The following is a 26,307-nucleotide window of genomic DNA, read 5'->3' on the forward strand; positions in this document are numbered from 1 at the left end:
TTCAATACAATTAGATCTGATTATACGTACCTGACGAGTTCCCTACCATGCATGCTAGCCAGTATCACATTAATACCCTGAAAGAAGCGCCTACCGAGGCCGAAGTTGCCAGCCACCAGCTCATGACGCGCGCCGGCATGATCCGTAAAGCCGCCGGCGGTATCTATACCTATATGCCGATGGGCCTGCGCGTGCTGCGCAAGATTGAAAACATCATCCGTCAGGAAATGGACCGCTCCGGCGCCATTGAGCTGCTGATGCCAGTCGTCCAGCCTGCCGAACTCTGGGTAGAGTCGGGCCGTTGGGAAAAATATGGTGACGAACTGCTGCGAATCAAGGATCGCCACCAGCGCGACTTCGTGCTGCAGCCTACCTCCGAAGAAGTGATCACGGACATCGCCCGCAACGAAATCCACAGCTGGCGCCAGTTGCCCATCAACTTCTACCACATTCAAACCAAATTCCGTGACGAGCGTCGTCCCCGCTTTGGCTTGATGCGTGGACGCGAATTCACCATGAAGGATGCTTACTCCTTCGACCGCAATGCAGAAGACGCCCAAGCCAGCTACGACAATATGTACGACGCCTACATGCGCATCTTTGGGCGTCTGGGCTTGAACTTCCGTGCCGTGGCCGCTGATACCGGCTCCATTGGCGGTTCGCGCAGCCATGAATTCCAGGTGATTGCCGATACCGGCGAAGACTTGCTGGTTTACAACCCTGACACCGACTACGCTGCCAATATCGAGCTGGCTCCCGCCCCTTGCCTGCTGGCCGAGCGTGCCGCTCCTGGCCAAGCCCTGGTCAAGACCGCCACGCCTGATGCCCCCAAGTGTGAACTGGTGGCCCAATTCCTGGGCTGTGACCTGAGCCAAACCGTCAAGTCGGTTGTGCTGGCAACGGACGTCGAAGAAGACGGCAAGACCAAGAGCACCGTCCACCTGCTGCTGGTTCGTGGCGACCATGAAGTCAACGACATCAAGGTTTCCAAGCTGGCCGGCTTTGAAAAAGGCCACCGTCTGGCCACGGAAGAGGAAATTGTGGCCACCTTTGGCTGCAAGCCCGGTTATCTGGGCCCGATCGGCACCCGTCAGCCTGTGCAAGTGATTGCCGACCTGACCGTAGCCAACATGAGCGACTTTGTGTGCGGTGCCAACGAAGAAGGCTTCCACTACACGGGCGTGAACTGGGGTCGTGACCTGCCCGAGCCCATCAAGGCAGACCTGCGCAACGTGGTTCACGGCGACCCAGCCCCCGAAGGCGGCAAGCTGGCCATCCAGCGCGGCATTGAAGTGGGTCACGTTTTCTTCCTGGGCGATGTCTACTCCAAGAAGCTGAACGCCACCTTTTTGGAAACTGATGGTAAACCGGCTGTCATGCAAATGGGTTGTTATGGCATTGGCGTCAGCCGTATTGCCGCTGCTGCCATTGAACAAAACCACGACGAACGCGGCATGATCTGGCCTCGCGCCCTGGCTCCTTTTGAAGTGGTGATCTGCCCGATCGGCTTTACCAAAAGCGATGCTGTGCGTCAGACTGCTACTGATCTGTACACCCAGCTCAAAGAGCAAGGTGTGGATGTCATTCTGGACGACCGCGACGCCCGCCCCGGCATCATGTTTGCCGACTGGGAGCTGATTGGTGTGCCACTGCGCATTACCATTGGCGAGCGCGGCCTGAAAGAAGGCATGGTTGAAATGCAGGCACGCCGTGACGCCAGCAGCACCAACGTGCCGGTGGACCAGATTGCCCAGGTCAGCCTGGAGCGTTTGGCCACGCTGTAAGGACTCCAAGCAGGGCTGGCCGTGCGCCATGCCCTGCCCGTCAACATAAACTCTTTTACGAACGACATGCTTAATGACAAGTGGGACACCCAGGCTCGGCTTGATATTCGCGTATATTACGAGGACACCGACGCTGGGGGGATCGTATATTACGCCAACTACCTGAAATTCTTTGAGCGTGCGCGCACAGAATGGCTCAGGAACCTGGGCGTAAACCAATCCGATGTGGCCGAGCAGAATCAACGCCTGTTCGTAGTCAAGAAGGTTGAAATACAATATCTCAAACCTGCCCGGCTCGATGATTTGATCTCGGTGCGCAGCCGCATTACCCAACTGGGTTCGGCTACCATCCATTTCGAACAAGGTGCCCTGCGAGGTGAGGAACTGTTATGCCAAAGCACCATCCAAATTGTTTGCGTTGACGCCAACACGCTTCGTCCAAGCAAGCTGGACTCTGATTTTCGTACCCTCTTGGAAAAGGTTCAGGACTGACCATGCAAGCTACTAGCGACCTGTCGCTGATTTCGCTACTTCTCGATGCCAGTATTCCCGTTCAGCTTGTCATGCTGATTCTGTTGGGAATATCGATTCTCTCGTGGGCCTATATTTTCAGTAAACGGGCTGCACTTAAACGCACGCTGGAACAGACCCGCCGCTTTGAGGACGACTTCTGGGCAGGTGGCGATCTGGCCGTGCTTCAGCAATCCATTTCCTCGCGTCGTGCCGAACACGGTGCACTGGCCCGTATTTTTGAAGCCGGCATGACCGAATTCATCAAGGCCCGTCGCAGCCAGAGCTCGGGCCCAGCCCTGCTGGACGGTCCACGCCGTGCCATGCGCGCCAGCTACCAGCGCGAAATGGACACACTGGAAACACACCTGAACTTCCTGGCCTCTGCCGGTTCGGTCAGCCCTTACATCGGGCTGCTGGGTACCGTCTGGGGGATCATGCACGCCTTTATCGGTTTGTCCGGCATGCAGCAGGCCACACTGGCCTCGGTGGCTCCCGGTATTGCCGAAGCCCTGATCGCCACAGCTATCGGTCTGTTTGCCGCTATCCCTGCCGTGGTTGCCTACAACCGCTTTACCAACGAGCTGGACCGTATCTCGATCCGCTTTGACAGCTTTATCGACGAATTCCTGAACATCTTGCAGCGGCAGGTGAACTGATGCCATCGATGCGTGGAAGCACCGGCCGTCACGGCCGGCGCATGAAAAATGAAATCAACGTCGTCCCTTATATCGACGTGATGCTGGTGCTGCTGGTGATCTTCATGGTCACCGCTCCCATGATTACTCCCGGTCTGGTGGAATTGCCTTCGGTAGGCCAAGCCTCCGAAGTGCCTGCCAAGCCGGTGGAAATCCAGGTTGATAAGGACGGCAAACTGGCCATTCGCTTGCGCGATGCGGGCTCCGAGTTCATGAACATCGAAAAGTCCACACTGCTCAATGAAGTGCGCTCGCGTATGCAGGCCGACAGCCCGGTTGTCATTGCCGCCGACGGCAAGGTTCCCTACGAGACCGTCATGGGCTTGATGGATGAACTGCGCTCCAATGGCATCAACCGCCTGGGTCTGATCGTCGATCGCAACAGCGATCCTGACGCTCGCAAATAACCTCTGGCCGGATAGCGTGCTCGCCGTCCGGCGCGAAAAACCTGAACTGAATGAAGCACAGAACACGCAATACCCGCAATCAGGCGCTGCGCTCGCCTGAGCAAAAGGAAGATCGGCGCGGCTTGCTCATCGCCCTGGGTCTGCACGGGCTGTTGCTGCTCGCCATTTTGGCGGGAGCCCTTTTTTCTGCGCCCAAGACACCGAATGCGGTGCAGGTCGAATTGTGGATGGACGGTGTCGCACCCGATGCGGCCGTCAATGCTGATCCCGAAGCCCCCGAGGCCGAACCCGAGCCGCAGCCTGAGCCTGAGCCAGCTCCGGAGCCAGAACCCAAGCCCGAGCCCAAACCTGAACCTCCTCCGGCTCCCAAGCCGCCTCCAGAGCCTGAAAAGGTCACCCCACCTGCTGAACCTGAGGTTGATCCCGAAATCGCCCTGGAGCAGGCTCGCAAGGAACGCGAGAAAAAAGAGCGTGAAGAAAAGCTGGAACAGGAACGCAAGGAAAAACAGCGTCAGGACAAGCTAGCCGCTGAACGTCGCGAGCGCGAACAAAAGGAAAAGCAGGAACAGGAACGCAAGGAAAAGGCTGAAGCCGAAGCAAAAGCCAAGGCAGAAGCAGAGCGCAAGGCTAAAGCAGAAGCCGACGCGAAAGCCAAGGCCGATGCTGAACGCAAGGCCAAAGCCGATGCAGAAGCCAAAGCCAAGGCAGATGCCGAAGCTAAAGCCAAAGCGGACGCTGAACGCAAAGCCCGTGCCGAGGCCGCCGCCAAAGCCCGTGCCGATGCCGAGCGCAAGGCCAAGGAAGAAGCATTCCGCCGTGCCATGCGTGAGGGCGCCCCCGGCCGTGCCGGTGGGACTGCAGACCGCAACCAGGCCGGAGGCGGTGGTGGTGACGGTGGCTACGCTGCCAAGGTGCGCGCTTGCGTGCAGCCTGGCGTGGTCTACAGCACCCCTGCCCGCTCTGAAGTGCGTGGCAACCCTGCGCTGCAGTACCGCGTGGACCTGAATGCCGACGGCACGCCTAACCGCGTTCAAATCAAACGATCGTCCGGCATCGCTCAGTTCGATGATGCCGTATCCAAGGGTCTTGCCCGTTGCAGCCCTTTCCCCAAACCGCCTAGCGGGCAGTATCCATCGTATATTGATGGCGAATACCGCATGTTCGATTAATCAGGAGATTGCATAATGACCGCCGCTACCCCAGCCCTGGCGACCTTAGGTCGTCATTGGCGCGCCACGGCCACTGGAGCGTTTGCCCTGGCCGCTGGCATGTTCGCCAGCCAACCGGCCCAGGCCCAACTGCGGGTCGATATATCGGGTGTGGGTGCTACCCAGTACCCCATCGCGATCGCCGATTTTGCTGACAACCCAGCCAGCCAATCGCTAGCTGAAGTTATCCGTGCCGACCTGACCCGTTCGGGTCAATTCCAATTGATCAATGCCACCGGTGCTGGTCTGAATGCAGAAAGCACGATTGCCTACGACGAATGGCGCAATCGCGGTGCCGATTACCTGGCTTATGGTTCGGTTGCCCAGACCGGCGGCCAATATTCCATCAGCTATCGCCTGGTGGATTCGGTCCGCCAAACACAGCTGGATGGGGTGGCTTTTGCGGGCAGCGAAAAAGAACTGCGCCGTATTTCCCACCAGATTGCAGACCGGATTTATGAAAAAATTACCGGCGTGCGCGGTGTTTTTTCGACTCGACTGGCCTATGTGTTGCAAACAGGCAACAACTACGAGTTACAAATTGCTGACGCGGACGGGCAAAATCCGCAGGTAATGTTGCGTTCTCGACACTCAATCATCTCCCCAGCCTGGTCTCCTGACGGTAAAAAGCTGGCTTATGTGAGCTTCGAAAACGATAAACCTGTTGTATATGTGCAAACTTTGGCCACCGGTCACCGTGAACCGTTAGCTAATTTCAAGGGTAATAACAGTAGTCCCGCATGGGCTCCTAACGGCAATCAGGTCGCTGTTGTGCTCTCCAGAGACGGTATTTCGCAGATTTACACGCTAAATACGGACGGCTCCGGATTGCGCCGCGTAATGCGTTCTCCCTTGATCGATACTGAACCGAGTTTTACGCCCGATGGCAACTCCCTTGTTTTTGTGAGCGATCGTGGTGGTGCTCCCAATATTTACAAAGTAAGCCTGGGTGGTGACGATGCACAGCGCATTACCTTCAACGGGAGTTACAATATTTCACCGGAGGTCTCTGCAGACGGTACTAGGCTTGTATACGTCACACGCAGAAACGGTGCTTTCCGAATTGCCACTCAAGATATGGCATCAGGAGCTGAGCAACTGCTGACGACAGGTCCCGACGATCAGTCTCCGAGTTTCGCCCCTAATGGGATGCAGATCTTATATAGTTCTGTTCAGGGGGGCCGCAGTGTCCTAGCTGTGACATCCGTGGACGGTCGCGTTCGTCAGACCCTCTCGTCTTTGAATGGCAAAGTACGCGAACCCACCTGGGGACCATTTACCAACTGACATCCTGTGTGACTCTTTTTCAAAAGGAATTCAAATGAGCTCGCGCATTCTTAAAAGTCTTACCCTCGCCGTTATGGCTGCCGCCCTTGCTGCTTGCAGCTCGGTTCCTCTGGATCAATCTGGCTCCGGTTCAACCGGCGGTACAGGATCGGACTCTGCCAGCGCAGGCCAGATCATGGACCCCTTCAACCCTCAAAGCCCACTGGCACAACAACGCTCGGTGTTCTTTGACTACGACAGCTACGTGGTTAACGACCAGTACCGTGGCCTGGTAGAAATGCACGCTTCGTACCTGAGCAGCCATCCTCAGCAAACCGTACGCATCGAAGGTAATACCGACGAGCGTGGTGGTGCCGAGTACAACCTGGCTCTGGGTCAGCGTCGTTCCGACGCCGTGGCACGCATGCTGGGTCTGCTGGGCGTAAGCAACAGCCAGATCGAAGCTGTGAGCTTTGGTAAAGAGCGTCCAAAAGCATTGGGTAACACCGAAGCTGATTACGCTGAAAACCGTCGCGCAGACATCGTTTACCAACGATAATTTCTGCATCGACCAAGTGGTTCCGACGCCGTGGCGGTTGTTAACGCCGCGGCGTTTTTTATCGGCGCTGTGCCCGATCCACTGAAAATTCGTTATGCTGGACAACGGGCTCGCCAGGCCGGCACAAAGCCCCCAGATCACAGCCCCCAACAGAGGGGAAACCGGCAGGTGAGGAGCCTGCGCATTGCGGATGCACATTTTTTAACGGACTTCACTATGCACGCTTATAAAAAGCCTTTTCGTCTCGCGACCGTTGCCCTGTTCGCTACGGCCGCCCTGTTCGCCAGCCTGCCGGCCAAGGCCTTTGCCGATGACGAGGCCCGACGCGCCATTTTGGAGCTGCGGCAGCAAATTCGTCAGATGAACGAGCAAAACACCCAGGCTCGCCTGCAGTTGGCTGATCAAATTGATACCCTGCGCTCCGAGGTGGTGTCGCTGCGCGGCCAGGTAGAGAAACTGAGCTGGCAAGCCAGCGGCCAAGGCCAGGCCAATAGCCCGGCTCCCGGCCAGCAAAGCCCTCATGCCGCTGACCCACAAGAACAAGCCGTCTTTGATAGTGCCATGGACGCTTACCGCGCTGGCCAATACAAGCCCGCCGCCGATGCCTTTGCCGGTTTTCTGGCCGCCTACCCGTCCAGCGTTCTGGCTGACGAAGTGCGCTTTTACGAAGGCAGCAGCCTGTACGCGATCAAAAGCTTCAAGACCTCCATTCAGAAACTCCAGGCTTTTGTGAAGGCCTCCCCACAAAGCCCACGCGCGGCTGATGCCCTGATGGTGACAGCCTCCAGCCAGATCGAACTGAACGATCTGAGCGGTGCCAAAACCACCTTGCAGCGTATCGTCAAGGACTACCCACAATCCGAGGCAGCCGAGACCGCGCGCAGCCGCTTGAAATTGCTGGAATAATCACCCAGCGCGCAGTGCCACAAGGACCGGGTTCAGACCCGGTCTGTTTTTTTCAGGTGGCCCATCCTTGCCTGACCTCTACTGCTTGCCATGACAAACCCTTTTGCCGACTTCTCCACGCTTGAACTGACCGCGCAAGGCTATCGCCACACCTTTGTGGATCAGGGACAAGGCGCACCCGTTTTGCTGATCCACGGTTCCCTGTGCGACTGGCGCTACTGGCGCTGGCAGATCCCCGCCTTTGCTACCCAGTATCGGGTTCTGGCTCCCAGCCTGCGCTCCTACTGGCCCGGCGCACCCAGCCCCGGCCACTTCAGTACGGCGCAACACGCCCAGGACTTGCAGGCCCTGCTGGATCAGCATATTCCTGATGAGAAAGTGCATATCGTGGGGCACTCTCGCGGTGGGCATGTAGCCCTGCTGCTGGCTCAAAGAATGCCCGAGCAGGTGGCCAGCCTGACCCTGGCGGATCCCGGCTTTCCGACTCCCGGTGCCTACTCCTATGCTCCCTTGTTCCAGCAAGTAGCCGAACGCCTGGAACAGGGCGACCGGGATGGCGCCATGGCTTTGTTTGTGGATACGGTCAATGGCTCGGGGACGTGGAAGCAAATGACGCGCTGGTTCCGCGAGATGATTCAGGACAACGCCCACACCATGTTGGATCAGCAGCAAGAGCCCAACCAGGGCCCGGATCTGGAATGGCTCAAGCAGATGAATGCGCCCTTAAGCTTCATCACGGGTGAAAACAGCCCCACACGCTATCACCATTGCATGGACATCATTCGTCAGCACCGACGCGAAGACCAGATGCATCGCATCCCGCTGGCTGCCCACGGTATGAATCTGGCCAATCCCAAGGCGTTCAACCAGGCGGTGCTGGACGCGCTGCAAGCCTGAAGCCCAATGCAAAACTGGCCGCATGCAGCGGCCAGCTCCCGGTCGCTATCCAAATGCTAAATACGTTTAATAAGCCTGTGTCTTGGCAGGTCGCAACTCGCACTCGGCCTGGACTTGAGTATCGTCCGACAGATGTATGCTCAAGATGATGCGCTCCCCCAAGGCCAAGTCTTCTTTGGCCTGACCCAGCATCACGTGGAAAGCCCCCGGCTTCAGGCTCAATGTTCCCCCCGCCGGGATCTCCACCTCGGAGACATGCGACATGCGCGCCATCCCCTCGCTCTCGCTAGTTTGATGCAACATCACATGCCCAAAGGACAATGAGCTGGCTCCTGTCACGGCTACGGACTGCTCACCCTTGCTCTCCAGTTCCAGATAGGCGGCGGAGGGTGTAGGCTCGGGCATCATGCGCACCCAGCATTGGCTGGCATGGACCTGCGTGCTCAAGGCGCGTACCGGCTCGGGCGTGCCATGACCATGGCCTCCATGCCCCTGTGCCATCACGGTGCCGGTTGATGCCAGCAAACTCAAGGCAAACACAATTGCGCTGCGTTTCATGATGCTCCTCGCTTCTTGTTGATCGATTGGAATGGGTCCAGCCCTGAACAGCCGGGCGCCGAACTACCCCGATACGCGGGACGATCTGATACAGTACCAGCCAGTATGCCCTTCTTACAACGGCCTTCTTTTCAGTGACGACGTCATGACCAGCACACACTCTGCACCCGAGCCTAAAATCGATATTGTTCAGTTTCGTGATCTTCTGGAGCGTCTGCATCCCTTTGCCGCCGTTTTGGGTATTGATGTTGTCCACATAGGCCACGACAACGCCTGTTTGCGCTTGCCCGAGCGCAATGCCCACCAGCGCATGGGCGGCATGGTGGCAGGCCCCATGCTGATGGGGCTGGCTGATCTGGCCTTGTATGCCGCTGTAGTCGGAGCCACGGGCAACCCCGATGCTGTCACCTCCAGCCTGACCATCAATTTCCTGCGCAAGGCCCCTCCCGGCGATATTCTGGCTCATGCCCGGATTCACAAGACCGGCCGTACCTGCGCGGGCGATGTGCTGCTGGAACCGGCCGACGGTGGCCCGGCTGTCGCACAAGTTATCAGCACCTGGTCCCTGCCTCGCGCCAAATAAACCATGTCTGCAAAGTCTCAAACTACCAGCCCGAGCCAGCTCTGGTTGGCGGAGCTGCAATCCTCCCTGCGATTGGGCGGCCCCCTGATTCTGACCAACCTGGCTCAAGTCAGCCTGTTGGCAACCAACCTGATTTACATGGGCCGACTGGGCCCTGATGAGCTGGCTGCCGGTTCACTGTCCGCCAGTCTGTATCAGGCCTTCATGATTTTCAGCATGGGGCTGGTGTCCGCTGTCGTTCCCATGTTGGCCACAACGCTGGGCCGACGACTGCGCAATGTACGCGAATCCCAGCAAATCATCCGTCACGGCTTTCTGACGGCTTTACTGATTACCCTGCCTGCCTGGATTGTGTTGTGGAATGCCGAGCATATTTTGCTGATGATGGGCCAGGACCCCGTTGTCGCGGCGCGCTCGGTGACCTATATGCACACCCTGCAATGGGCTTTGCTGCCCTATCTGGGTTACATCGTGCTGCGCTCCTTCTTGGCCGCCATGGAAAAGCCGGGATGGACTTTGGCGGTGGCCATTACCGCGATCGGTATCAATGCCGTGCTGGGCTGGCTCCTGGTCTTTGGCAATCTGGGCATGCCCGCCATGGGACTGGCAGGCGCAGGTCTGGCCACCACCTTGTCCAGCATCTTCATGTTCGCAGGTTTGAGCTGGGTGGTACTGCGCGATCCGCGCTTCCGACGCTACTACCTGTTCAACGATGCCTGGCAGTGGAGTGTGAAGCGTCTGTGGAAAATGTGGGCGCTGGGCATCCCCATTGCGATTACCTTCACCCTGGAAACCTTGGTGTTTTACGCCGCCGTCATGATGATGGGCGTACTGGGGCAATCTGATCTGGCCGCACACGCGATTGCCATGCAGATCTGCTCGGTGTCCTACATGATTCCTTTGGGCTTCAGTCAGGTTGCCACCATCCGTGTGGGGCTGGCTGCAGGCCGGGTCGATCCTTTGGGTGCCCGCCGTGCCGGCTGGATTTCCTACATTCTGGGGGTGGGCTTCATGGGGCTGGCAGCTCTGGTGTTCTGGTTCGCCCCCTTGACCCTGATTGGTCTGTTCCTGGATCTGGATGTCGCCGAAAACCAGGCCGTTATTCAGCTGGCCATTACCTTCCTGGCGCTGGCGGCGCTGTTTCAGATCAGTGATGGTGCTCAGGCCGTGGCTGCAGGGATGCTACGCGGCCTGCATGACACGCGCATACCCATGCTGCTGGCCTTGCTAGGGTATTGGGTGCTGGGCGTTCCTACGGGCTCTTTGCTGGCCTTCCAGTTCAATATGGGCGGGATGGGAATCTGGATCGGGCTGGTGACAGGTTTGTCTGTGGTTGCCGTGCTGATGACGCTGCGCTGGATGCGGGCATCGACACGCTTGGGCCGCAAGCGGCCTGCACAGGCAGCATAGTTCTGAGGTCGGTTCCATAGATCAATTTTGCATGGCGACTCTGTATTGCAGCTCTGTGCGTCAGCTTTGTCTTCCTGAACGGATGACAAACCAGCCCCGGAACAAACACCGAACAAGCTCGGGCTTGATCCCAGCAGCAGCCTGAAAAGCCACACGGGCCACTTATAACAAAGCCCCGTGTCGGAGAGTCCGACACGGGGCTTTGTTTATCTACAGACTGCTGGGCAGCTTACTGCTTGGGCAGTTTGCTGGCCACGCCTTCCACGTAGTAATCCATGCGGTTCAAGGCATCGTCATCCAGGAAACCGGATTCCAGACGCACCTTGCCATCGTTGTCCTTGATAGGAGCGGCAAAGGGTTGCAGTGTGCCAGCCACGATCTCGGCCTGTTTGGCCAGAACGAACTCTTTCACGTCAGCAGGCACTTCAGGACCGAAGCCTTCCAAAGCTGCCATACCGGACTTCAGGCCACCCCAGGTGCTGTCGTTCTGCCATTTACCATCCAGAACTTCAGTGGCTTTGCGAGTGAAGTAGTCACCCCAGTGGTGCGTCACAGCAGCCAGTTGAGCTTTAGGACCGAACTTGCTCATGTCGGAGTGGTAGGCAATCGCGTACTTGCCCGCTTCTTCAGCTGCCTGCACGGTAGCAGTGGAGTCGGTGTGGTGAGTCACCACGTCTGCGCCCTGACCCAGCAGCGTGACCGCTGCATCACGCTCTTTACCTGGGTCGTACCAGCTATTGGCCCAAACCACGCGCACCTGGGCTTCGGGGTTCACGCTCTTCAAACCGATGGCGAAGGCGTTGATACCTTGCAGCACTTCAGGAATGGGGTGAGCACCCACGTAACCGACCACATTGGATTTGGTCATTTTGCCAGCCAGCACGCCAGCCAGGTAACGGGACTCGTAGAAACGGGCGTTGGTGGTCGCCACGTTAGGAGCCGTCTTGTAGCCGGTAGAGTGCACGAACTTCACGTCCGGAAACTGCTTGGCCACTTTCTGCGTCTGGTTCATGTAGCCAAACGAGGTCGTGAAAATCAGCTTGTTGCCTTGCTGGGCCAGATCGCGAATCACGCGCTCTGCGTCAGCACCTTCAGGCACGTTTTCCACGTACTGAGTAACCACACGGCCTTTCAGGGCCTCTTCCATTTCAAGACGGCCAATGTCTTGCTGCCAGGTCCAACCGGCTTCACCGATAGGGCTGACATATACAAAACCGATTTTCAGGGGTTCTTGATCGTTTGCCTGAGCGGACACAGGCAAGGCGGCCAGGGGGGAAGCGATGGCAGCGGCCAAAAGAGCCTTGCGCATAAAGTTTCCAGTCATGTCAGTCCTCTAGTTGTTGGGATTGAAGTTTTTGCCAAGCGATGCAGGCATATTCAACCTGATCCAGTTAGCGTTTCGGGAGATTAAAACCAGCACAATAATCGTGGCCAGATACGGCATCATGGCCAGCAATTGCGAGGCTACCGGAACACCCAGAGCCTGCGCATGATAGGTCAGGATCGTGACCCCACCAAACAAGTAAGCGCCCAGCATGACGCGCCAGGGACGCCAGGTTGCAAACGTCGTCAGCGCCAACGCAATCCAGCCGCGCCCGGCAACCATATTCTCGACCCACATGGGCGTGTAAACCAGACAGATGAAGGCACCGGCCAGACCGCAGCAGGCACCACCAAACATCAAGGCACCCAGGCGAATGTAGCGCACGTTGTAGCCCAGCGAGTGCGCCGAGGCGGGCGATTCACCCACCGCACGCAGCACCAGACCGGAGCGGGTACGAGTCAGGAACCAGGCCACGGCAATACACAGCACCCAGGACACATAGACCATGTAATGCTGCTGGAAAAAAGCAGGCCCGATCAGGGGAATATCTTTCAGCACGGGAATGGACAGCTTGGTCACGACCAGGGAGTTGCCGGTAAAGGGCAAGCCAATATAGGCCGAGGCCCCTACCCCGAATAAGGACAGGGCCAAACCACAAGCCACCTGATTCGCGCCCAGCCAGACGGTCAGCCAGGCAAAGGCGGCTGCCATGACCATGCCAACCACCGCGCCCAGCACAAAGCCCAAAGCAGGGCTGCCGGTTTGCACGGCCACGGCAAAGCCCACAATGGCCGCCATCAGCATCATGCCTTCCGAGCCCAGATTGATGACGCCCGACTTTTCATTAATCAGCAAACCCAAGGCTGCCAGGAGCAAAGGGGTGCCTGCGTTGATGGTTGCGGCTAGCAAAGGTGCAATCGCGTCCATTACTTTCTCCAGACCAAACGCTTGGTGATGAGCACGTCACAAGCCAACAAGGAAAACAAGAGGATGCCCTGGAAAATGCCGGTAATCGCATTGGGCAAGCCCAAACGACTTTGGGCCAATTCCCCACCGATATAGAGCAAGGACATCACAAAAGAGGAAAAAATCAGTCCCAGCGGGTGCAGTCGCCCCACAAAGGCCACAATAATGGCCGCAAAACCATAGCCGGGAGAAATAGAAGGAGTCAATTGCCCAACCGGGCCCATGACTTCCGCTGCACCAGCCAGACCGGCCAAAGCCCCCGAAATCAGCAAGGAGCTCCACAAGGCTTTACGGGAAGAGAAACCGGCGTAACGAGCAGCCAATGGAGCCATACCCCCCACGCGCAAGCGGAAACCGGCCATGCTGCGAGTCAGGAAAAGCCAGGCCGCCACCGACGCAATCACTGCCAGCACAATACCGCTATGCAAGCGCGTGCCGGGCAAGACCGCGGGCAACAAAAAGCCGTCCGAGAACAGGCTGGACTGCGGGAAACCAAAACCATCGGGATCGCGCAAGGCACCGTGTACCAGATAACTGAGCAAATGCTGGGCCACATAGACCAACATCAGGGAAACCAGAATCTCGTTGGCATTAAAGCGATCTTTCAGGAAAGCCACGATAGCGGCCCAGGCCATGCCACCCAGCATGCCGCAGGCCAAGGCCACGGTAATCAGGAAAAAACCACCGTTATCGCCATCGTCCACTTGCAGAATAAAGGCCCCGGCTGCCAAGGCGCCCATCACCAACTGCCCTTCCGCCCCGATGTTGAAAATATTGGCTCTAAAACAGATGGCCAGACCGACCGAGATCAGCAGCAAGGGCACCAGTTTGACGCCCACCTCGGCCCAACCATTCAGGTCACGCAAAGGCTCCAGAAAAAATACGTTCAAGCCCGCCAGAGGATTTTTGCCCAGCGACCAGAACAAGGTCCCAGCGACCACCATGGTCAGCAAGACGGCCAGCAAAGGGGAACACCAGGCCATCAAGGTAGAGGGCGTGGCACGAGTCTCAAGCCTGAGCATGTTCACCCTCCTCCCACAAACCGCTCATCCATTGCCCAATCTGATCAACACTGGCTTGCGCCACGGGAATAGAGGGAGACATACGACCTTTGGAGATAACAATCAGGCGATCGGCAATCGCAAACAATTCATCCAGCTCTTCAGAGATGACCAGCAAGGCACAGCCCGCATCGCGCAGGGCCAGCAGCTCGGCGTGGATCTGGGCGGCAGCCCCTACGTCCACCCCCCAGGTGGGCTGGGCAATCACCAGAATACGAGGCTGACGGGTGACCTCACGGCCAATAATGTACTTTTGCAGATTCCCGCCTGACAGGCTGTTGGCTGCGGCCTGCTCGTTGGAAGTCTTGACGCGGAAACGCTTGATAATCCCGCCTGCCAGACGGCGAATGCTGGGAAAACGCAGAAAACCGCGCTTCACCGTTTCCGGGTTCTGATGAGACAGCAGCAGGTTCTGAGCCAGAGACAATTCCGGCACAGCACCGCGTCCCAACCGTTCTTCAGGTACGAAGCCCATGCCCTGGTCTCGTCGCCAAGCCGCATCGCGTTGGGCAATGGCCTGACCATCCAGCAAAATCATGTCTGCCCGTGCGCGGGTATCTTCACCTGACAAGGCAGCCAGTAACTCCTGCTGACCATTACCGGAAATACCGGCTACTCCCAGAATTTCGCCCTGGTGCAGATCAAAACTGACATCCTGCAATTCACAGGCAAAAGGATGGGATTTGCTTAACTGCAGATTACGCACCTGCAAGAGCGTCCCGCCTTGTTGCATGCTGCGCTCACCCAGAGACTGAGGCTCGGCACCAATCATCAGGCGCGACAGGCTGGCCGTGGTTTCTTCGCGAGGGTCGCAATAGCCGGTAACCTTGCCCATACGCATGACCGTACAGGCATTGCACAGCTCGCGGATTTCGTCGAGCTTGTGGCTGATATAGACAATGCTGCAACCTTCAGCGGCCAGCTGGCGCAAGGTGCCAAACAAGCGGCGTACTGCCTGCGGGGTCAATACCGAGGTTGGCTCGTCCAGAATCAGCAGCTTGGGCTTGCCCAGCAAGGCACGCACAATTTCCACCCGCTGGCATTCGCCTACAGACAAGGTATGAATGTGACGTTGCGGGTCCAGATCCAGACCATATTGGCTGGCAGTCTCGCTAATACGGCCAGCCAGTTCCTGCATATTGGTCGAAGCTTGCAGACCCAATGCAATGTTTTCCGTGACAGTCAGGGTGTCAAACAAGGAAAAATGCTGGAACACCATACCGATGCCCAGCTGTCGGGCCGCCGCCGGACTGCTGATCTGGATGGGCTGGCCGTCCCACAGAATCTGGCCCTGATCGGGTTTGACCACCCCGTAGATAATCTTCATCAAGGTGGATTTACCCGCGCCATTCTCCCCCAGCACGGCATGAATCTGCCCCGGCAGGATAGAGAGGGAAATATTGTCATTGGCTACCACCGCCGGATAGGCCTTGGTGATATTGCGAAGTTCCAGGCGTGGCACAGCCTTGGGGTCTACGGATACCGTTTGCTCACCGGACTCAGAAGAATGGCCCACGGGAGACGATAGGGTCATGGCTGTATCAGCAAAAAAGTATAAAACGCCCGAGCAAGCGCATCCTGGCCTGCTCAGACGTGCAAAAAGGAAGGAAAACCTAGGGCTTAACGCTTGCCCAGGGCTTGCTCGATTTTCTTGTCAGTTTTGTATTGGCTAAGAGAATATACCGCCCAAATAGCGGCCGGTATCCATCCAATGACGGTCAACTGCAAAATCAGGCAAATAATGCCCGCTACAGGCCGACCGATCGTGAAAAAGACCAACCAGGGCAGGAGCAGTGCGATCAATAAGCGCATGAGAACACTCAATGTAGTGAGGAATGGGCGCTATTTTACCCTTTATTGACCGACTGAATCATTTGTGCGCAAACCAGCAAGACCTGCAGCCCGACTCAGGCAAGCTGAGCCGGGCCGCAGCCTGAAACCAGGATTTACAGCAGTTCTTTACGCAGTTGCGCAGCCGATTTAGGCGACAACAGGCCAGGCGCCACGTCCAGCACGGACTGAGCACCGATTTGACCTTGCTGGTTCATGCGGTAAGCCGCGCGCGCGTAGGCAACCAGCACACTGGAGGTAAATTCCGGGTTGCTGCCCAGGTTCAAGGCGTATTCCACCACTTGTTGCGAACCTGCACCGGACTGACCGCTACGAATCACAAAACCACCGTGAGGCATGGCCGCGTGATCGCGTGCCAGGGTTTCAGCGTCAATGAAGTTGACTTCCGTGTCGTAGTCCGCGAAGTAGTCAGGCATGGTCACAATGGCTTCACGTACGGCGTCGGCGCTGGCGCCCTCTTCCAGGACCACAAAGCACTGACGCTTGTGTTTTTCACGGGTGCTCAGCTCGGGCTGCTCCCCGTTGCGCACACGCTGTACCGCTGCTTCGATAGGCAAGGTGTATTGCACACCACCGGCTACACCAGCCACACGGCGGATGGCATCGGAGTGACCTTGGCTCAAGCCTTTGCCCCAGAAGGTGTATGTTTGGCCGACAGGCAAGACACACTCGCCATACAAGCGATTCAGCGAGAACAGGCCTGGGTCCCAACCCACCGCGATCAACGCCGTCGTGCCTGCGCCTTTGGCGGCGGCATCCACGGCTTCGTAGTATTCGGGGATACGGGCGTGGGTATCAAAGCTGTCTACCGTCGTGAACCAGCGGGCCAAGGCCGGGCCTTGTTCGGGCAGGTCATTTTTAGAGCCACCACAGAGAATCAGCACGTCAATATCATTGCGATACTGTTCGATCTGGTCCAGGGCGCGCACGGGCACGCCTGCACTTTGCAGACGCAGGGAAGCAGGGTCACGACGAGTAAAAACGCTGACCAGCTCCATGTCCGGGTTTTGTGCCAGGGCCAGCTCTACGCCTCGCCCTAAATTGCCGTAACCTGCAATACCGACACGGATTTTGCTACTCATGGTGTTTTCCTTAAAACTGATAAATAAGTGCTGTCAGAACTGCTGCGCTCTGAAGCAACTGGCTTAGTCGCTGATCATACGGGCGGCAAAGCCCATGAAGAGCAGCCCCACCGAGCCATTGCCCATCCGGGACAGACGCTGATGGCGTCGGAAAATTCCTGCCAGGCGATCTCCGCCAAAAATCAGCAAAGACAAATAACAAATGCTGATCAGTTCCACCACCAGGCCCAGCAACATAAAGGCTAGGCCCGTGTGACCTTTGGACGGGTCCACAAATTGCACGAAGAAGGACAGGAAGAACAAGATGGCCTTGGGGTTCAACAAACTCAGGAGCAAGGCTTTGCGAAAGCGGGTCTCGTGACGCAAGCGCGTGTCCACAGACTGAACCGGGCCGCCTTGCCTGAAGGCCGACTGTAACAGCCGCACACCCAGATACAGCAAATAGGCCGCACCCAGCCAGCGTATGCCCGTATACAACATGGGCAGCGTCTTGAGCAGCGAGGCAGCGCCCAAGGCCGTCAGCGTCATCAAAATGCCGTCGCCCACCACAACGCCCAAGGCTGCTTTATAGCCTTCGCGCACGCCATGTCCGGCGCCACTGGCCAGGACGTATAAAGAGTTGGGGCCGGGCAAAAGCACGATAAACACCGTGCCCACCACAAAGGCCCAGAAATTGACAATACCGATTTGTTCGAACACGCCGGCCTCGCTAAACGCAGCAGAATCCGCAATTTTAGCGCTAAAAAAATGCCCCTGGCACGGGTGGAATGCCAGGGGCGATCAGGTCAATTTGTAAGGTCTACGCTGCCGGACTGACTCGGCTACGCATTACCAGACCTGATGGACTACGCAGTCGCTAGTTCCTGGGTCTGGAACTGCTCCTGTTTCATGGTGCCTTCTTGCTGGAAACGAACGTGCCAGGACAAGGCCTCTTCCAAAATGTGAGGCGTATGACCGCCACGTTGGCTGGCGCGTTCAACGTAGTCCAGCAAGGCAGGACGATAGTCGGGGTGAGCACATTTTTCGATGATGACGCGGGCACGCTCACGGGGAGCCAAACCACGCAAATCAGCCAGGCCCCATTCGGAAACCAGCACGGCCACATCGTGCTCGCAATGGTCGACGTGCGATGCCATAGGCACCACGCTGGAGATGGCGCCATCCTTGGCGACGGACTTGCTGACAAAAATGGACAGGTGCGCATTACGGGCGAAGTCGCCGGAACCGCCAATGCCATTCATCATATGGGTGCCACAGACGTGCGTGGAGTTCACGTTGCCGTAGATATCAAATTCCAGGGCGGTGTTGATCGCAATAATGCCCAAGCGACGCACCAATTCTGGGTGATTACTGATTTCCTGTGGACGCAGCACCAGCTTGTCGCGGTAGTTTTCCAGGCCTTCCAGGAACTGCGCCATTTTGGGAGCCGACAGGGTCAAGGACGAAGCCGAGGCAAAGCTCAACTGGCCGGAGTCCAGCATGGCAATCGCGCTGTCCTGCAAAACTTCCGAGTACATCTTCAGGTCGGTGAAGGGGGAATCCAGCAGACCGTAAGTGACGGCATTGGCAATCGTACCGATACCCACCTGCAAGGGCAGCAAGGAGTGGCTCATACGGCCAGCGTCCACTTCGCCTTTCAGGAATTCAATAATGTGACCGGCAATTGCCTGGGTTTCTTCATCAGGTGGCAGCACGCTGGAGGGGCTGTCCAAAGCATCGGTCACCACAATACCCACGATGCGGGAAGGATCCACCTGAATGGCGGTGGTGCCAATACGCTGGTCCACATCCGTCAGTTCAATAGGCTGACGGTTGGGGCGAGCCTCGGGCACATAGATATCGTGCAAGCCTTCCATTTCCACTGGCATGCTCAGGTTCAGCTCAACAATGATTTGTTTGGCTTGCTGGGCAAAGCTGGCCGAGTTGCCTACCGAGGTCGTCGGCACAATTGCGCCGGTTTCTGTAATGGCAACCGCTTCAATGACAGCGATGTCGATGGCAGGCAGGTTACCCGAACGCATGTGCTCTACAGTCAGGGACAAGTGCTGATCGGTAAACAGGACCTTGCCTTCATTGATATGACGGCGTAGCACCGAGTCCACTTGAAACGGCGAGCGGCGAGCCAGTACACCGGCCTCGGCCATCATGCCGTCGCTATCATTACCCAGCGAAGCGCCGGTAACCACATTCAGTTTTAATTGCTCGGTCTGGGCGCGCTCGGCCAAGGCACGAGGCATGACCTTACAGTCCCCAGCGCGGGTGAAACCGCTCATGCCGACATTCATCCCGTCTTTGAAGAAGGCGACTGCCTCCTGAGCGGTCATGACTTTGCCTTCCAATTCGGGGGAACGAATGCGATCCTTGAACATCGTGTGCTCCTGTCTCTGTGTCATTGATCTACCTGTTGTTGCTTTCGGAAGGAGCCGGGGCCGAAAGCGCCAGGCGAAATCTTCACGCAACAGAACGACATCACGCTTTAAAAATAGGGGCTGTACAAGCCGGAGATAAAAAGCCGAAATCGCCCTGACAACAGGCGTTTATGTTTTTTGAACAAAGCCAGCATAGCATCGCCATAATGAATAAAATAACTCCAAAGAAGTCGTAAAAGTCATAGATAAAAGGCCAGCCAATCATGGACATCCGATCCTTGCGATACTTCATTGAAACCGTTAAACATCAAAGCTTTACGCAAGCTGCGCAGAGCCTGAACGTGACGCAATCGACCATCAGCAAGATGGTGAAGCAGCTGGAAGATGAGCTGGGCGAGCCCTTGCTGATTCGCGATCATCGTCAATTGCAGCTGACCGATTGCGGCAAAGTGGTGCTGGAGCGAGGGCAGGAAGTTTTGCAGAGCATGCAGGGCTTGCTGCGAGAGGTTCATGAAGTTCAAGCACTGCAACGCGGTCGCCTGGATGTCGGTATTCCACCCATGATTAATGTGCTGTTTACAGAGGTGCTCAAGACCTTCAAGAACCGGCATCCGCAGATCGAGCTGATTCTGCATGAGGAAACCGGCATGGGGATCGAGCGCATGGTCGCGGCGGGCACGGTTGAAATGGGGCTGAGTATTCTGCCTTTGGGGCCGGAGCTGAATGTGTCGGCCACCCCCGTGGCCAAACATGCGGTTTGGGCGATTGGCCATCAAGATACGCTGGCCGGTACGCAAAAAAAGATCAAGCTGCGGGAGCTGGAAAAGCATCCTTTGATTTTCCTGGGCGAAGACTATGCCCTGACCCGTATGTTGCGACGTGCTTTCGCCCACGCGGGCTTGCGGGCGAATATTGCGGCGCAAAGCAATCAATGGGATTGGGTGGCTTCCATGGCACAGGCGGGAATGGGAGTCGCTTTGTTGCCCCAGCCGTTTCTTTCTCGGCTGGAACCGGGGGATTGGGTTGCCAAAGAAGTGGTGGAACCGGCATTGAACTGGGAAGTGGCGCTGCTGTGGAATGGGCGGTATCTGTCGCAGGCGGCCAGAGCATGGCTACAGGTCTGTGCGGATGTGTTGGGCGGGAACTGGCCGGAGCTTGAAGGGGATTTATAGCAGGACTATTTATTAGCCCTTGAATGCTCATCATGTATTCAACACTAGGCCAAGGCCGGCCCAATTGCATTGAATTGTCATGTACATGCAGGAGCATGTCTTTCTTATGTGACATCGCTTCGGTTTGGAAGAGCCTGGATTAATGCGTAGGCAATCTCTATGAAGCACCACATGGAACATAAAGCGTCAAACACCTCTTTGGTTCCACATCCCTGCCAATTTCTCGTACATGAAACGACTGAAAAATCGCGCCACCTCATGCATCGAGCCGCTCAAGCCGTCTGCCCCTGCCGCGGGGCGATTCAGACTGCTTGCCGCGGGCTGTTCTGGAATCCGGGATGCAAGCCCTGTGCTGTTCGAGCGGGACGCTTGTACTTGGTCCGGGGGACCAAGTACCCCGTGAGTTCACAGGGCGCCCGGATTCCAGAACAGACAAGGGTACCGGTGCGCAGCACCGGCAAGTAGTCAAGCCCCGAGGCAGGGGCAGACGGCTTGAGCGGCGTCTTTCCTGAGACGACCTTTCTCAAAGAACCCGATCAATGCTGAAGCACTCCCGATACACAACAACTACTTGTCACCCCACCCACAGACAAAAAAAAGAGCCACCCCAAACAGGGTGGCCCTCTTGAACAGCCAGGTCCAACAATCAAAAAGACTTAAGCAGTCACTTTCTCTGCAACCGGCTCTTCAACGTCAGCCGAACTACGGATCAGGTAATCAAATGCGCTCAAAGCAGCTTTGGCACCTTCACCTGCAGCAATCACGATCTGTTTGAAAGGAACGGTCGTTACGTCACCAGCTGCAAACACACCAGCCAGCGAAGTCGCACCGCGAGCATCAACTTCGATCTCGCCATGACGCGACAGACCCACATCGCTATCCTTCAACCATTCCGTGTTGGGCACCAGACCAATCTGAACGAATACACCATCCAGCTTCAGGCTCTTGGCTTCCTGAGTAGCACGGTCCAGATAATTCAGACCCACCACCTTGGTGCCATCACCCAGAACTTCAGTCGTCTGAGCCTGCATGATGATCGATACGTTAGGCAGACTGCGCAGCTTGGTCTGCAAGACCTGGTCAGCACGCAAGGCATCACCGAACTCGATCAAGGTAACGTGCTTGACCAAACCAGCCAGGTCAATCGCCGCCTCGACGCCGGAGTTACCACCGCCGACCACCGCCACATCCTTGCCCTTGAACAAAGGACCATCACAGTGCGGGCAGTACGCCACACCACGGTTACGGTAATCCTGCTCACCCGGCACATTCAGTTCGCGCCAGCGGGCACCAGTAGCCAGAATCACGGACTTGGCCTTGAGCTGAGCACCGCCATCCACATCCACGATGACCTGCTTGCCTTCACGGCGAATGCCCTGGGCACGATGCAGATTCATGATGTCCACATCGTAGGCTTTAACGTGCTGCTCCAGCGCTGTTGCAAACGCAGGACCATTGGTCTCGACCACCGAGATGTAGTTCTCGATCGACATGGTATCCAGAACCTGACCACCAAAACGCTCGGCCAATACACCCGTACGAATACCCTTGCGAGCGGCGTACACAGCAGCGGCAGCACCTGCAGGCCCCCCCCCCACAATCAGCACATCAAACTCGTCCTTGGCGTTCAAGGCTTCGGCACGAGCCGAGTTATCGCCCGTATCCAGTTTGGCCAGCAACTCTTCCGCACTGGCACGGCCTTGATGGAACATTTCGCCATTCAAGAACACGGCCGGAACCGACATGATGTTGCGCTGCTGAACCTCGTCCTGGAACAGGGCACCGTCAATCGCCACGTGCTTGATACGTGGGTTGATCACGGACATGGCGTTCAAGGCCTGCACCACGTCAGGACAGTTCTGGCACGACAGCGAGAAATACGTTTCAAAAACAAAGTCGCCGGGCAGATTACGGATCTGCTCAATCACAGCGGCATCCAGCTTGATCTCGTGGCCACCCACTTGCAGCAGGGCCAGGATCAAAGAGGTAAATTCGTGTCCCATCGGGATACCCGCAAAGCTCACGCTGATGTCGGTACCGGGACGATTAATTTGGAAGGAAGGCTTGCGCTCTTGCGCATCCGCATCTTCGCGATAGCTGGTCTTGTCGGACAGACCATCAATTTCTTGCAACAGTTCGCGCAGCTCGACGGACTTGGCGCCAGTATCCAGCGTCGCAACGATCTCGATCGGTTGCGTGATCTTCTCGAGGTATGCCTTCAATTGAGTTTTGATGTTTGCATCTAACATGTGAAACGCCCTTTATCCTGTACTGAACGAAACAACTTGGGGTGCCTGAACCGGTCAGGCACCGGGGTGGCGGCGCAGCGCGCCGACCACCGCTAAAGACCCGTGTTTAAAAGGTCTTAGATCTTGCCAACCAGATCCAGGGAAGGAGTCAGCGTCTTGGCGCCTTCTTCCCATTTAGCTGGGCAAACTTCACCGGGGTGAGCGGCGATGTACTGGGCAGCCTTAACTTTGCGCAGCAACTCGGAAGCCACACGGCCGATACCGTTGTCGTGGATTTCCAGAACCTTGATTTCGCCTTCTGGGTTCACTACGAACGTACCGCGCAAAGCGATACCTTCTTCTTCGATCAGCACGTCAAAGTTGCGCGACAGCTGATGAGTTGGGTCACCGATCATTGGGTAGTTAACTTTGCTGATGGCTTCCGACGTGTCGTGCCATGCTTTGTGAGCAAAGTGAGTGTCGGTGGACACAGAATAAATTTCTACGCCCATTTTCTGGAATTCGGCGTAGTGGTCAGCCAGGTCTTCCAGTTCGGTTGGGCAAACAAACGTGAAGTCGGCTGGGTAGAAAACAAAAACAGCCCACTTACCGGCAACGGTTTCGTTGCTGACTTCGATAAATTTGCCGTTGTGAAAAGCTTGTGCTTTAAAAGGTTTGATGACGGTGTTGATCAAAGACATATTTGCTCCGGTGAGTGATTAATCATTGACAGTAAAGCCATTATAGGAAGCCACTGCCGATTAGTAAAATTGATTAATGCAATAACGTTCATTGCTATTAGCTATCGCGCGTCGCATAAAAACTTCTTTCTATGCGTCGCACAGACTTATGCTAACAGAGCTGGATGACAGTGCAACTATCAGCGTTCAAGCTATAAGGCTACTTCGCTGGGCACGGGGCTGGAGGACTGCTTTGCGCTACGCAAACAACGGGCAAAATCCTGCCAAAACTGCACATCGTCGCCTAAAGAAACATTAATACGCATATATGTAGATGGTTGCTGTTGCGGGGAAAACAAGGCCCCCGGCACCAATAAATGCCCTGGTCGCCCCAAAGCACGCACCAGACTTTCCGTATCCACACCCGTATCCACCCAGACAAACATGCCCGCCTGGGGAGGTGCGTCCGGCGCCAGGCCTACATGCGCCAATTGCTCCAGGGTTTTATGCCTGTCGGCATTGGCGTGACGGCGCAACCGCTCCAGATGCTTGCGATAGGGACCGTCTACCAGCACCCGGTGAATGACCCGCTCGCCCAGCTCCGGCGAAGTCAGCCCTGCCAGCATTTTCAGATTCACCAAAGACTGCAGCAGTTCAGGAGCTGCTGCCATATACGCCACCCGCAAACCAGCTGCCATGACTTTGGAATAGCCCCCCACCAACGTCACCCGGTTCAACTGATCCAATTGCGCCAGACGGCAGGCAGGATTGGCATGCAGCTCGCTATAAGTGTCGTCTTCAATAATGTGAAAGTCCCAGGTCTGGGCCAACGTCAGAATGCTGTGCGCTACCGCCGGGCTCAAACTAAAGCCGGTAGGGTTATGCACCACGGTATTCAGGATGACCAGACGTGGACGATGCTCGCGTGCCAGTTGTTCCAAGACCGCCAGATCCGGACCATCTGCACGGCGCGGCACACTCAGCACTCGCACATCGACCACGGCCAGACGGGCGAACAGCAGATACCAGGCCGGATCTTCTACCACCACGACATCACCGGGCCGCAACCAATGGCGCAAGAGCAAATCCAGCGCCTGCGTAACGCCACTGCACAATAAGAGCTGGGTATCAGGGTCCGCCTGTATGCCGCTATCTTCCAGTTGCCCCGCAATATGTTGGCGCAAAGGTCGATAGCCATGAGAGTGCCCATAGCCCAGCAGGTTGGAGCCTGCACTACGACTGACCTGCCGCAAAGCAGCCAGAATCATCTCGTTATCCAGCCACTGACGGGGAATACCCGCGCTATCGCTCTGCCCCATGAAGCTGTTCAGCATCCAGTTCACATCAATCTTGCGCGGCTCATTCTTTTCTACATGCAGGGATTCAGAACGCAAACGCCGGGGGCTGCGCACCCGCACAAAAAAACCTGAACCAGGCCGGGACTCCACCAGGCCCAAAGCCATCAATTTGTCGTAGGCGGCCACAACGGTATGCGTGCTGACGCCAGCAGACTGTGCCAACCGACGCACCGAAGGCAAGCGACTGCCACCCCGATAGCGAAAATGCAGGGCCTGCTGCACCCAGGCAACCAACTGATCGCTAAGCGTCACGTCCGAACCGCGCACGGGCTGCCAATCCAACCATTCCATGATGCTGACCTTTAAGCGAGAAAACCGACTGTAGCGGAAGTTTGACCAGTACAGCTTGGCCGACTGATTGATGAACTGTATCGCAACTGTATTGTTTATTTATTTTAAGCTCAAAGCTGTGATAAACCTATTTCTTATCCGTGGTGATTTTCATGAGCCGCAGCACCAGTCTTCCCATGCCCAGTACCGCCCCAGCATTGCTGATCTATCTCTACGCTTTTATCGGGGTTACCGTCTTTGCCTTCACCTTGCCCATGACGCGGCTGGCGGTGCAAAGCTTTGACCCTTGGCTGGTCGGAATGGCGCGAGCCAGTATCGCGGGGGTGTTTGCGGCCATCATCTTGCTGGCGACCCGCAGCCGTCGCCCCACCGCGTCGGAATGGCGCGGCATCGCCCTGTCCTGTACGGGTGTGATCGTAGGCTGGCCCGTGTTTTCCTCGATTGCCATGCAGACCGTGCCTTCCTCGCACGGGGCCGTATTGAGCGGGCTGATTCCTTTGGCCACCGCCATTGTTGCCTCCGCCCGTAGCGGTGAACCCTTGAGCCGCCGCTTCTGGATGCTGAGCCTGCTGGGTGCCGTGCTGGTGCTGCTCTACGCTTTCTATATTGGTGAAGGCGCACTGCAAACCGGGGATATCTGGTTGGCTCTGGCCGTGTTCATGTCCGGCGTGGGCTATGCCGAAGGTGGCCGTGTGGCTCGTACCCTGGGTGGATGGCGCACCATTTGCTGGTGCCTGGCAGCCAGCTTGCCGCTGACCATTCCTGCCACCTTGTGGCTGACCTTTCCCATGACAGAAATGCCTTCTTCCCAATCTGTCATGGCCCTGCTCTACCTGGCCCTGTTCTCTTCCTTGCTGGGTTTTTTCCCCTGGTACAAGGCCATGGCCATGGGGGGTGTAGCTCGTATCGGACAGGTACAACTGGCCCAGCCCTTTCTGACCGTGCTGATTTCAGCAGTGTGGTTAAGCGAGCAAGTGGACTTGCTGACCTGGCTGTCCTGCATCGTCATCATCGCCATTATTGCGGCCAGCCGTCGCGCCTGAAAACACAATGACAAGGCGGCTAAATACAGCAAGGGCATATTCACCTAACTAATACTTCGTTCCCAGCGGGGGCTCGCGCAAGCACACTGGCTCATC

25 protein-coding genes are annotated in these 26,307 nt (G+C 56.8%); 13 read left to right on the forward strand and 12 right to left on the reverse strand.

What is annotated here, in order from left to right:
- Window positions 1–47: 47 nt before the first annotated feature.
- From U2949_RS15390 to U2949_RS15430, 9 genes are all read left to right on the forward strand, one after another.
- The gene (locus U2949_RS15390) at window positions 48–1,784 is read left to right on the forward strand and encodes a proline--tRNA ligase (RefSeq protein ID WP_060186622.1); all 1,737 of its coding nucleotides are present in this window, start codon (window positions 48–50) and stop codon (window positions 1,782–1,784) included.
- 66 nt (window positions 1,785–1,850) lie between these two features.
- Window positions 1,851–2,276 (forward strand): tol-pal system-associated acyl-CoA thioesterase, encoded by a 426-nt coding sequence (ybgC, locus tag U2949_RS15395; RefSeq protein WP_026485501.1) that lies wholly within the window; start codon window positions 1,851–1,853, stop codon window positions 2,274–2,276.
- Window positions 2,277–2,278: 2 nt separating this feature from the next.
- Window positions 2,279–2,953 (forward strand): protein TolQ, encoded by a 675-nt coding sequence (tolQ, locus tag U2949_RS15400; protein WP_009454887.1) that lies wholly within the window; start codon window positions 2,279–2,281, stop codon window positions 2,951–2,953.
- The gene (tolR, locus tag U2949_RS15405) at window positions 2,953–3,399 is read left to right on the forward strand and encodes a protein TolR (RefSeq protein ID WP_009454886.1); all 447 of its coding nucleotides are present in this window, start codon (window positions 2,953–2,955) and stop codon (window positions 3,397–3,399) included. Before tolQ ends, tolR begins: the two co-directional genes overlap by 1 nt.
- 50 nt (window positions 3,400–3,449) lie before the next feature.
- Window positions 3,450–4,568, forward strand: a complete 1,119-nt coding sequence (gene tolA / locus U2949_RS15410; RefSeq protein WP_257724170.1) for a cell envelope integrity protein TolA — start codon at window positions 3,450–3,452, stop codon at window positions 4,566–4,568.
- 15 nt (window positions 4,569–4,583) lie between these two features.
- Complete coding sequence (tolB, locus tag U2949_RS15415; RefSeq protein WP_026485498.1) at window positions 4,584–5,894, forward strand: Tol-Pal system beta propeller repeat protein TolB; 1,311 nt, start codon at window positions 4,584–4,586, stop codon at window positions 5,892–5,894.
- 34 nt (window positions 5,895–5,928) lie between these two features.
- Window positions 5,929–6,432, forward strand: a complete 504-nt coding sequence (gene pal, locus U2949_RS15420) for a peptidoglycan-associated lipoprotein Pal (protein WP_009454878.1) — start codon at window positions 5,929–5,931, stop codon at window positions 6,430–6,432.
- Window positions 6,433–6,648: 216 nt separating this feature from the next.
- Window positions 6,649–7,338, forward strand: coding sequence for a tol-pal system protein YbgF (gene ybgF / locus U2949_RS15425; protein WP_026485497.1), 690 nt, complete (start codon window positions 6,649–6,651; stop codon window positions 7,336–7,338).
- Window positions 7,339–7,428: 90 nt separating this feature from the next.
- Window positions 7,429–8,235 carry an alpha/beta fold hydrolase gene (locus tag U2949_RS15430; protein ID WP_257724171.1) on the forward strand — a complete coding sequence of 269 codons (807 nt, stop codon included), beginning with the start codon at window positions 7,429–7,431 and terminating at the stop codon, window positions 8,233–8,235.
- A 66-nt stretch (window positions 8,236–8,301) separates the two neighbouring features.
- Here U2949_RS15430 and U2949_RS15435 read toward each other — a convergent pair whose 3' ends face one another.
- A complete protein-coding gene (locus tag U2949_RS15435) occupies window positions 8,302–8,793 on the reverse strand; it encodes a copper chaperone PCu(A)C (RefSeq protein WP_321288647.1) in 492 nt (163 codons plus the stop codon).
- Between the two features lie 145 nt (window positions 8,794–8,938).
- Here U2949_RS15435 and U2949_RS15440 point away from each other — a divergent pair, with 145 nt between their 5' ends.
- A complete protein-coding gene (locus U2949_RS15440; RefSeq protein ID WP_257724173.1) occupies window positions 8,939–9,376 on the forward strand; it encodes a PaaI family thioesterase in 438 nt (145 codons plus the stop codon).
- A 3-nt stretch (window positions 9,377–9,379) separates the two neighbouring features.
- The gene (locus U2949_RS15445) at window positions 9,380–10,786 is read left to right on the forward strand and encodes an MATE family efflux transporter (protein ID WP_257724174.1); all 1,407 of its coding nucleotides are present in this window, start codon (window positions 9,380–9,382) and stop codon (window positions 10,784–10,786) included.
- A gap of 229 nt (window positions 10,787–11,015) precedes the next feature.
- Here U2949_RS15445 and U2949_RS15450 read toward each other — a convergent pair whose 3' ends face one another.
- The 8 genes from U2949_RS15450 to U2949_RS15485 all read right to left on the reverse strand — a co-directional run bounded on the left by U2949_RS15450 (window position 11,016) and on the right by U2949_RS15485 (window position 19,439).
- Window positions 11,016–12,095: a BMP family ABC transporter substrate-binding protein gene (locus U2949_RS15450; RefSeq protein WP_257724175.1), complete on the reverse strand. Its 1,080-nt coding sequence runs from the start codon at window positions 12,093–12,095 to the stop codon at window positions 11,016–11,018.
- 24 nt (window positions 12,096–12,119) lie between these two features.
- On the reverse strand, window positions 12,120–13,037 hold the full coding sequence (locus tag U2949_RS15455; RefSeq protein ID WP_009454860.1) for an ABC transporter permease: 918 nt from the start codon (window positions 13,035–13,037) through the stop codon (window positions 12,120–12,122).
- Window positions 13,037–14,098, reverse strand: a complete 1,062-nt coding sequence (locus tag U2949_RS15460; protein WP_026485492.1) for an ABC transporter permease — start codon at window positions 14,096–14,098, stop codon at window positions 13,037–13,039. The genes U2949_RS15455 and U2949_RS15460 overlap by 1 nt, the downstream gene beginning before the upstream one ends.
- Window positions 14,085–15,671, reverse strand: a complete 1,587-nt coding sequence (locus tag U2949_RS15465; RefSeq protein WP_321288651.1) for an ABC transporter ATP-binding protein — start codon at window positions 15,669–15,671, stop codon at window positions 14,085–14,087. The genes U2949_RS15460 and U2949_RS15465 overlap by 14 nt, the downstream gene beginning before the upstream one ends.
- 86 nt (window positions 15,672–15,757) lie before the next feature.
- Window positions 15,758–15,949, reverse strand: coding sequence for a YqaE/Pmp3 family membrane protein (locus U2949_RS15470; RefSeq protein WP_009454854.1), 192 nt, complete (start codon window positions 15,947–15,949; stop codon window positions 15,758–15,760).
- A gap of 134 nt (window positions 15,950–16,083) precedes the next feature.
- Window positions 16,084–17,070: a diaminopimelate dehydrogenase gene (locus U2949_RS15475; protein ID WP_321288653.1), complete on the reverse strand. Its 987-nt coding sequence runs from the start codon at window positions 17,068–17,070 to the stop codon at window positions 16,084–16,086.
- A gap of 63 nt (window positions 17,071–17,133) precedes the next feature.
- Window positions 17,134–17,769 carry a leucine efflux protein LeuE gene (gene leuE, locus U2949_RS15480; protein WP_257724179.1) on the reverse strand — a complete coding sequence of 212 codons (636 nt, stop codon included), beginning with the start codon at window positions 17,767–17,769 and terminating at the stop codon, window positions 17,134–17,136.
- Window positions 17,770–17,915: 146 nt separating this feature from the next.
- Window positions 17,916–19,439 (reverse strand): acetyl-CoA hydrolase/transferase family protein, encoded by a 1,524-nt coding sequence (locus U2949_RS15485; protein WP_257724180.1) that lies wholly within the window; start codon window positions 19,437–19,439, stop codon window positions 17,916–17,918.
- A gap of 263 nt (window positions 19,440–19,702) precedes the next feature.
- On the opposite strand from U2949_RS15485, the gene U2949_RS15490 reads away from it, so the two are divergent.
- Complete coding sequence (locus U2949_RS15490) at window positions 19,703–20,611, forward strand: LysR family transcriptional regulator (RefSeq protein ID WP_321288656.1); 909 nt, start codon at window positions 19,703–19,705, stop codon at window positions 20,609–20,611.
- A 656-nt stretch (window positions 20,612–21,267) separates the two neighbouring features.
- Here U2949_RS15490 and ahpF read toward each other — a convergent pair.
- The 3 genes from ahpF to U2949_RS15505 all read right to left on the reverse strand — a co-directional run bounded on the left by ahpF (window position 21,268) and on the right by U2949_RS15505 (window position 25,168).
- The gene (ahpF, locus tag U2949_RS15495; RefSeq protein ID WP_321288658.1) at window positions 21,268–22,860 is read right to left on the reverse strand and encodes an alkyl hydroperoxide reductase subunit F; all 1,593 of its coding nucleotides are present in this window, start codon (window positions 22,858–22,860) and stop codon (window positions 21,268–21,270) included.
- 116 nt (window positions 22,861–22,976) lie between these two features.
- Window positions 22,977–23,540 (reverse strand): alkyl hydroperoxide reductase subunit C, encoded by a 564-nt coding sequence (gene ahpC, locus U2949_RS15500; protein ID WP_009454841.1) that lies wholly within the window; start codon window positions 23,538–23,540, stop codon window positions 22,977–22,979.
- A gap of 191 nt (window positions 23,541–23,731) precedes the next feature.
- Window positions 23,732–25,168: an aminotransferase-like domain-containing protein gene (locus tag U2949_RS15505; RefSeq protein ID WP_321288661.1), complete on the reverse strand. Its 1,437-nt coding sequence runs from the start codon at window positions 25,166–25,168 to the stop codon at window positions 23,732–23,734.
- 152 nt (window positions 25,169–25,320) lie between these two features.
- Between U2949_RS15505 and U2949_RS15510 the strand changes: the two genes are divergently transcribed.
- Complete coding sequence (locus U2949_RS15510; RefSeq protein WP_026485485.1) at window positions 25,321–26,211, forward strand: DMT family transporter; 891 nt, start codon at window positions 25,321–25,323, stop codon at window positions 26,209–26,211.
- Window positions 26,212–26,307 lie beyond the last annotated feature (96 nt).

The organism is Alcaligenes phenolicus, from assembly GCF_032063905.1.
GTDB lineage: Bacteria > Pseudomonadota > Gammaproteobacteria > Burkholderiales > Burkholderiaceae_B > Alcaligenes > Alcaligenes phenolicus.

Coding starts and splice junctions, on each gene's coding strand:
- U2949_RS15505 (WP_321288661.1), bottom strand. CDS start 25,168: ATGGAATGGTTGGATTGGCAGCCCGTGCGCGGTTCGGACGTGACGCTT.
- U2949_RS15485 (WP_257724180.1), bottom strand. CDS start 19,439: ATGTTCAAGGATCGCATTCGTTCCCCCGAATTGGAAGGCAAAGTCATG.
- tolQ (WP_009454887.1), top strand. CDS start 2,279: ATGCAAGCTACTAGCGACCTGTCGCTGATTTCGCTACTTCTCGATGCC.
- U2949_RS15445 (WP_257724174.1), top strand. CDS start 9,380: ATGTCTGCAAAGTCTCAAACTACCAGCCCGAGCCAGCTCTGGTTGGCG.
- U2949_RS15465 (WP_321288651.1), bottom strand. CDS start 15,671: ATGACCCTATCGTCTCCCGTGGGCCATTCTTCTGAGTCCGGTGAGCAA.
- ahpC (WP_009454841.1), bottom strand. CDS start 23,540: ATGTCTTTGATCAACACCGTCATCAAACCTTTTAAAGCACAAGCTTTT.
- tolR (WP_009454886.1), top strand. CDS start 2,953: ATGCCATCGATGCGTGGAAGCACCGGCCGTCACGGCCGGCGCATGAAA.
- U2949_RS15435 (WP_321288647.1), bottom strand. CDS start 8,793: ATGAAACGCAGCGCAATTGTGTTTGCCTTGAGTTTGCTGGCATCAACC.
- U2949_RS15440 (WP_257724173.1), top strand. CDS start 8,939: ATGACCAGCACACACTCTGCACCCGAGCCTAAAATCGATATTGTTCAG.
- tolA (WP_257724170.1), top strand. CDS start 3,450: ATGAAGCACAGAACACGCAATACCCGCAATCAGGCGCTGCGCTCGCCT.
- pal (WP_009454878.1), top strand. CDS start 5,929: ATGAGCTCGCGCATTCTTAAAAGTCTTACCCTCGCCGTTATGGCTGCC.
- U2949_RS15475 (WP_321288653.1), bottom strand. CDS start 17,070: ATGAGTAGCAAAATCCGTGTCGGTATTGCAGGTTACGGCAATTTAGGG.
- tolB (WP_026485498.1), top strand. CDS start 4,584: ATGACCGCCGCTACCCCAGCCCTGGCGACCTTAGGTCGTCATTGGCGC.
- ybgF (WP_026485497.1), top strand. CDS start 6,649: ATGCACGCTTATAAAAAGCCTTTTCGTCTCGCGACCGTTGCCCTGTTC.
- U2949_RS15455 (WP_009454860.1), bottom strand. CDS start 13,037: ATGGACGCGATTGCACCTTTGCTAGCCGCAACCATCAACGCAGGCACC.
- U2949_RS15390 (WP_060186622.1), top strand. CDS start 48: ATGCATGCTAGCCAGTATCACATTAATACCCTGAAAGAAGCGCCTACC.
- U2949_RS15450 (WP_257724175.1), bottom strand. CDS start 12,095: ATGCGCAAGGCTCTTTTGGCCGCTGCCATCGCTTCCCCCCTGGCCGCC.
- U2949_RS15430 (WP_257724171.1), top strand. CDS start 7,429: ATGACAAACCCTTTTGCCGACTTCTCCACGCTTGAACTGACCGCGCAA.
- U2949_RS15470 (WP_009454854.1), bottom strand. CDS start 15,949: ATGCGCTTATTGATCGCACTGCTCCTGCCCTGGTTGGTCTTTTTCACG.
- U2949_RS15490 (WP_321288656.1), top strand. CDS start 19,703: ATGGACATCCGATCCTTGCGATACTTCATTGAAACCGTTAAACATCAA.
- ybgC (WP_026485501.1), top strand. CDS start 1,851: ATGCTTAATGACAAGTGGGACACCCAGGCTCGGCTTGATATTCGCGTA.
- ahpF (WP_321288658.1), bottom strand. CDS start 22,860: ATGTTAGATGCAAACATCAAAACTCAATTGAAGGCATACCTCGAGAAG.
- U2949_RS15510 (WP_026485485.1), top strand. CDS start 25,321: ATGAGCCGCAGCACCAGTCTTCCCATGCCCAGTACCGCCCCAGCATTG.
- U2949_RS15460 (WP_026485492.1), bottom strand. CDS start 14,098: ATGCTCAGGCTTGAGACTCGTGCCACGCCCTCTACCTTGATGGCCTGG.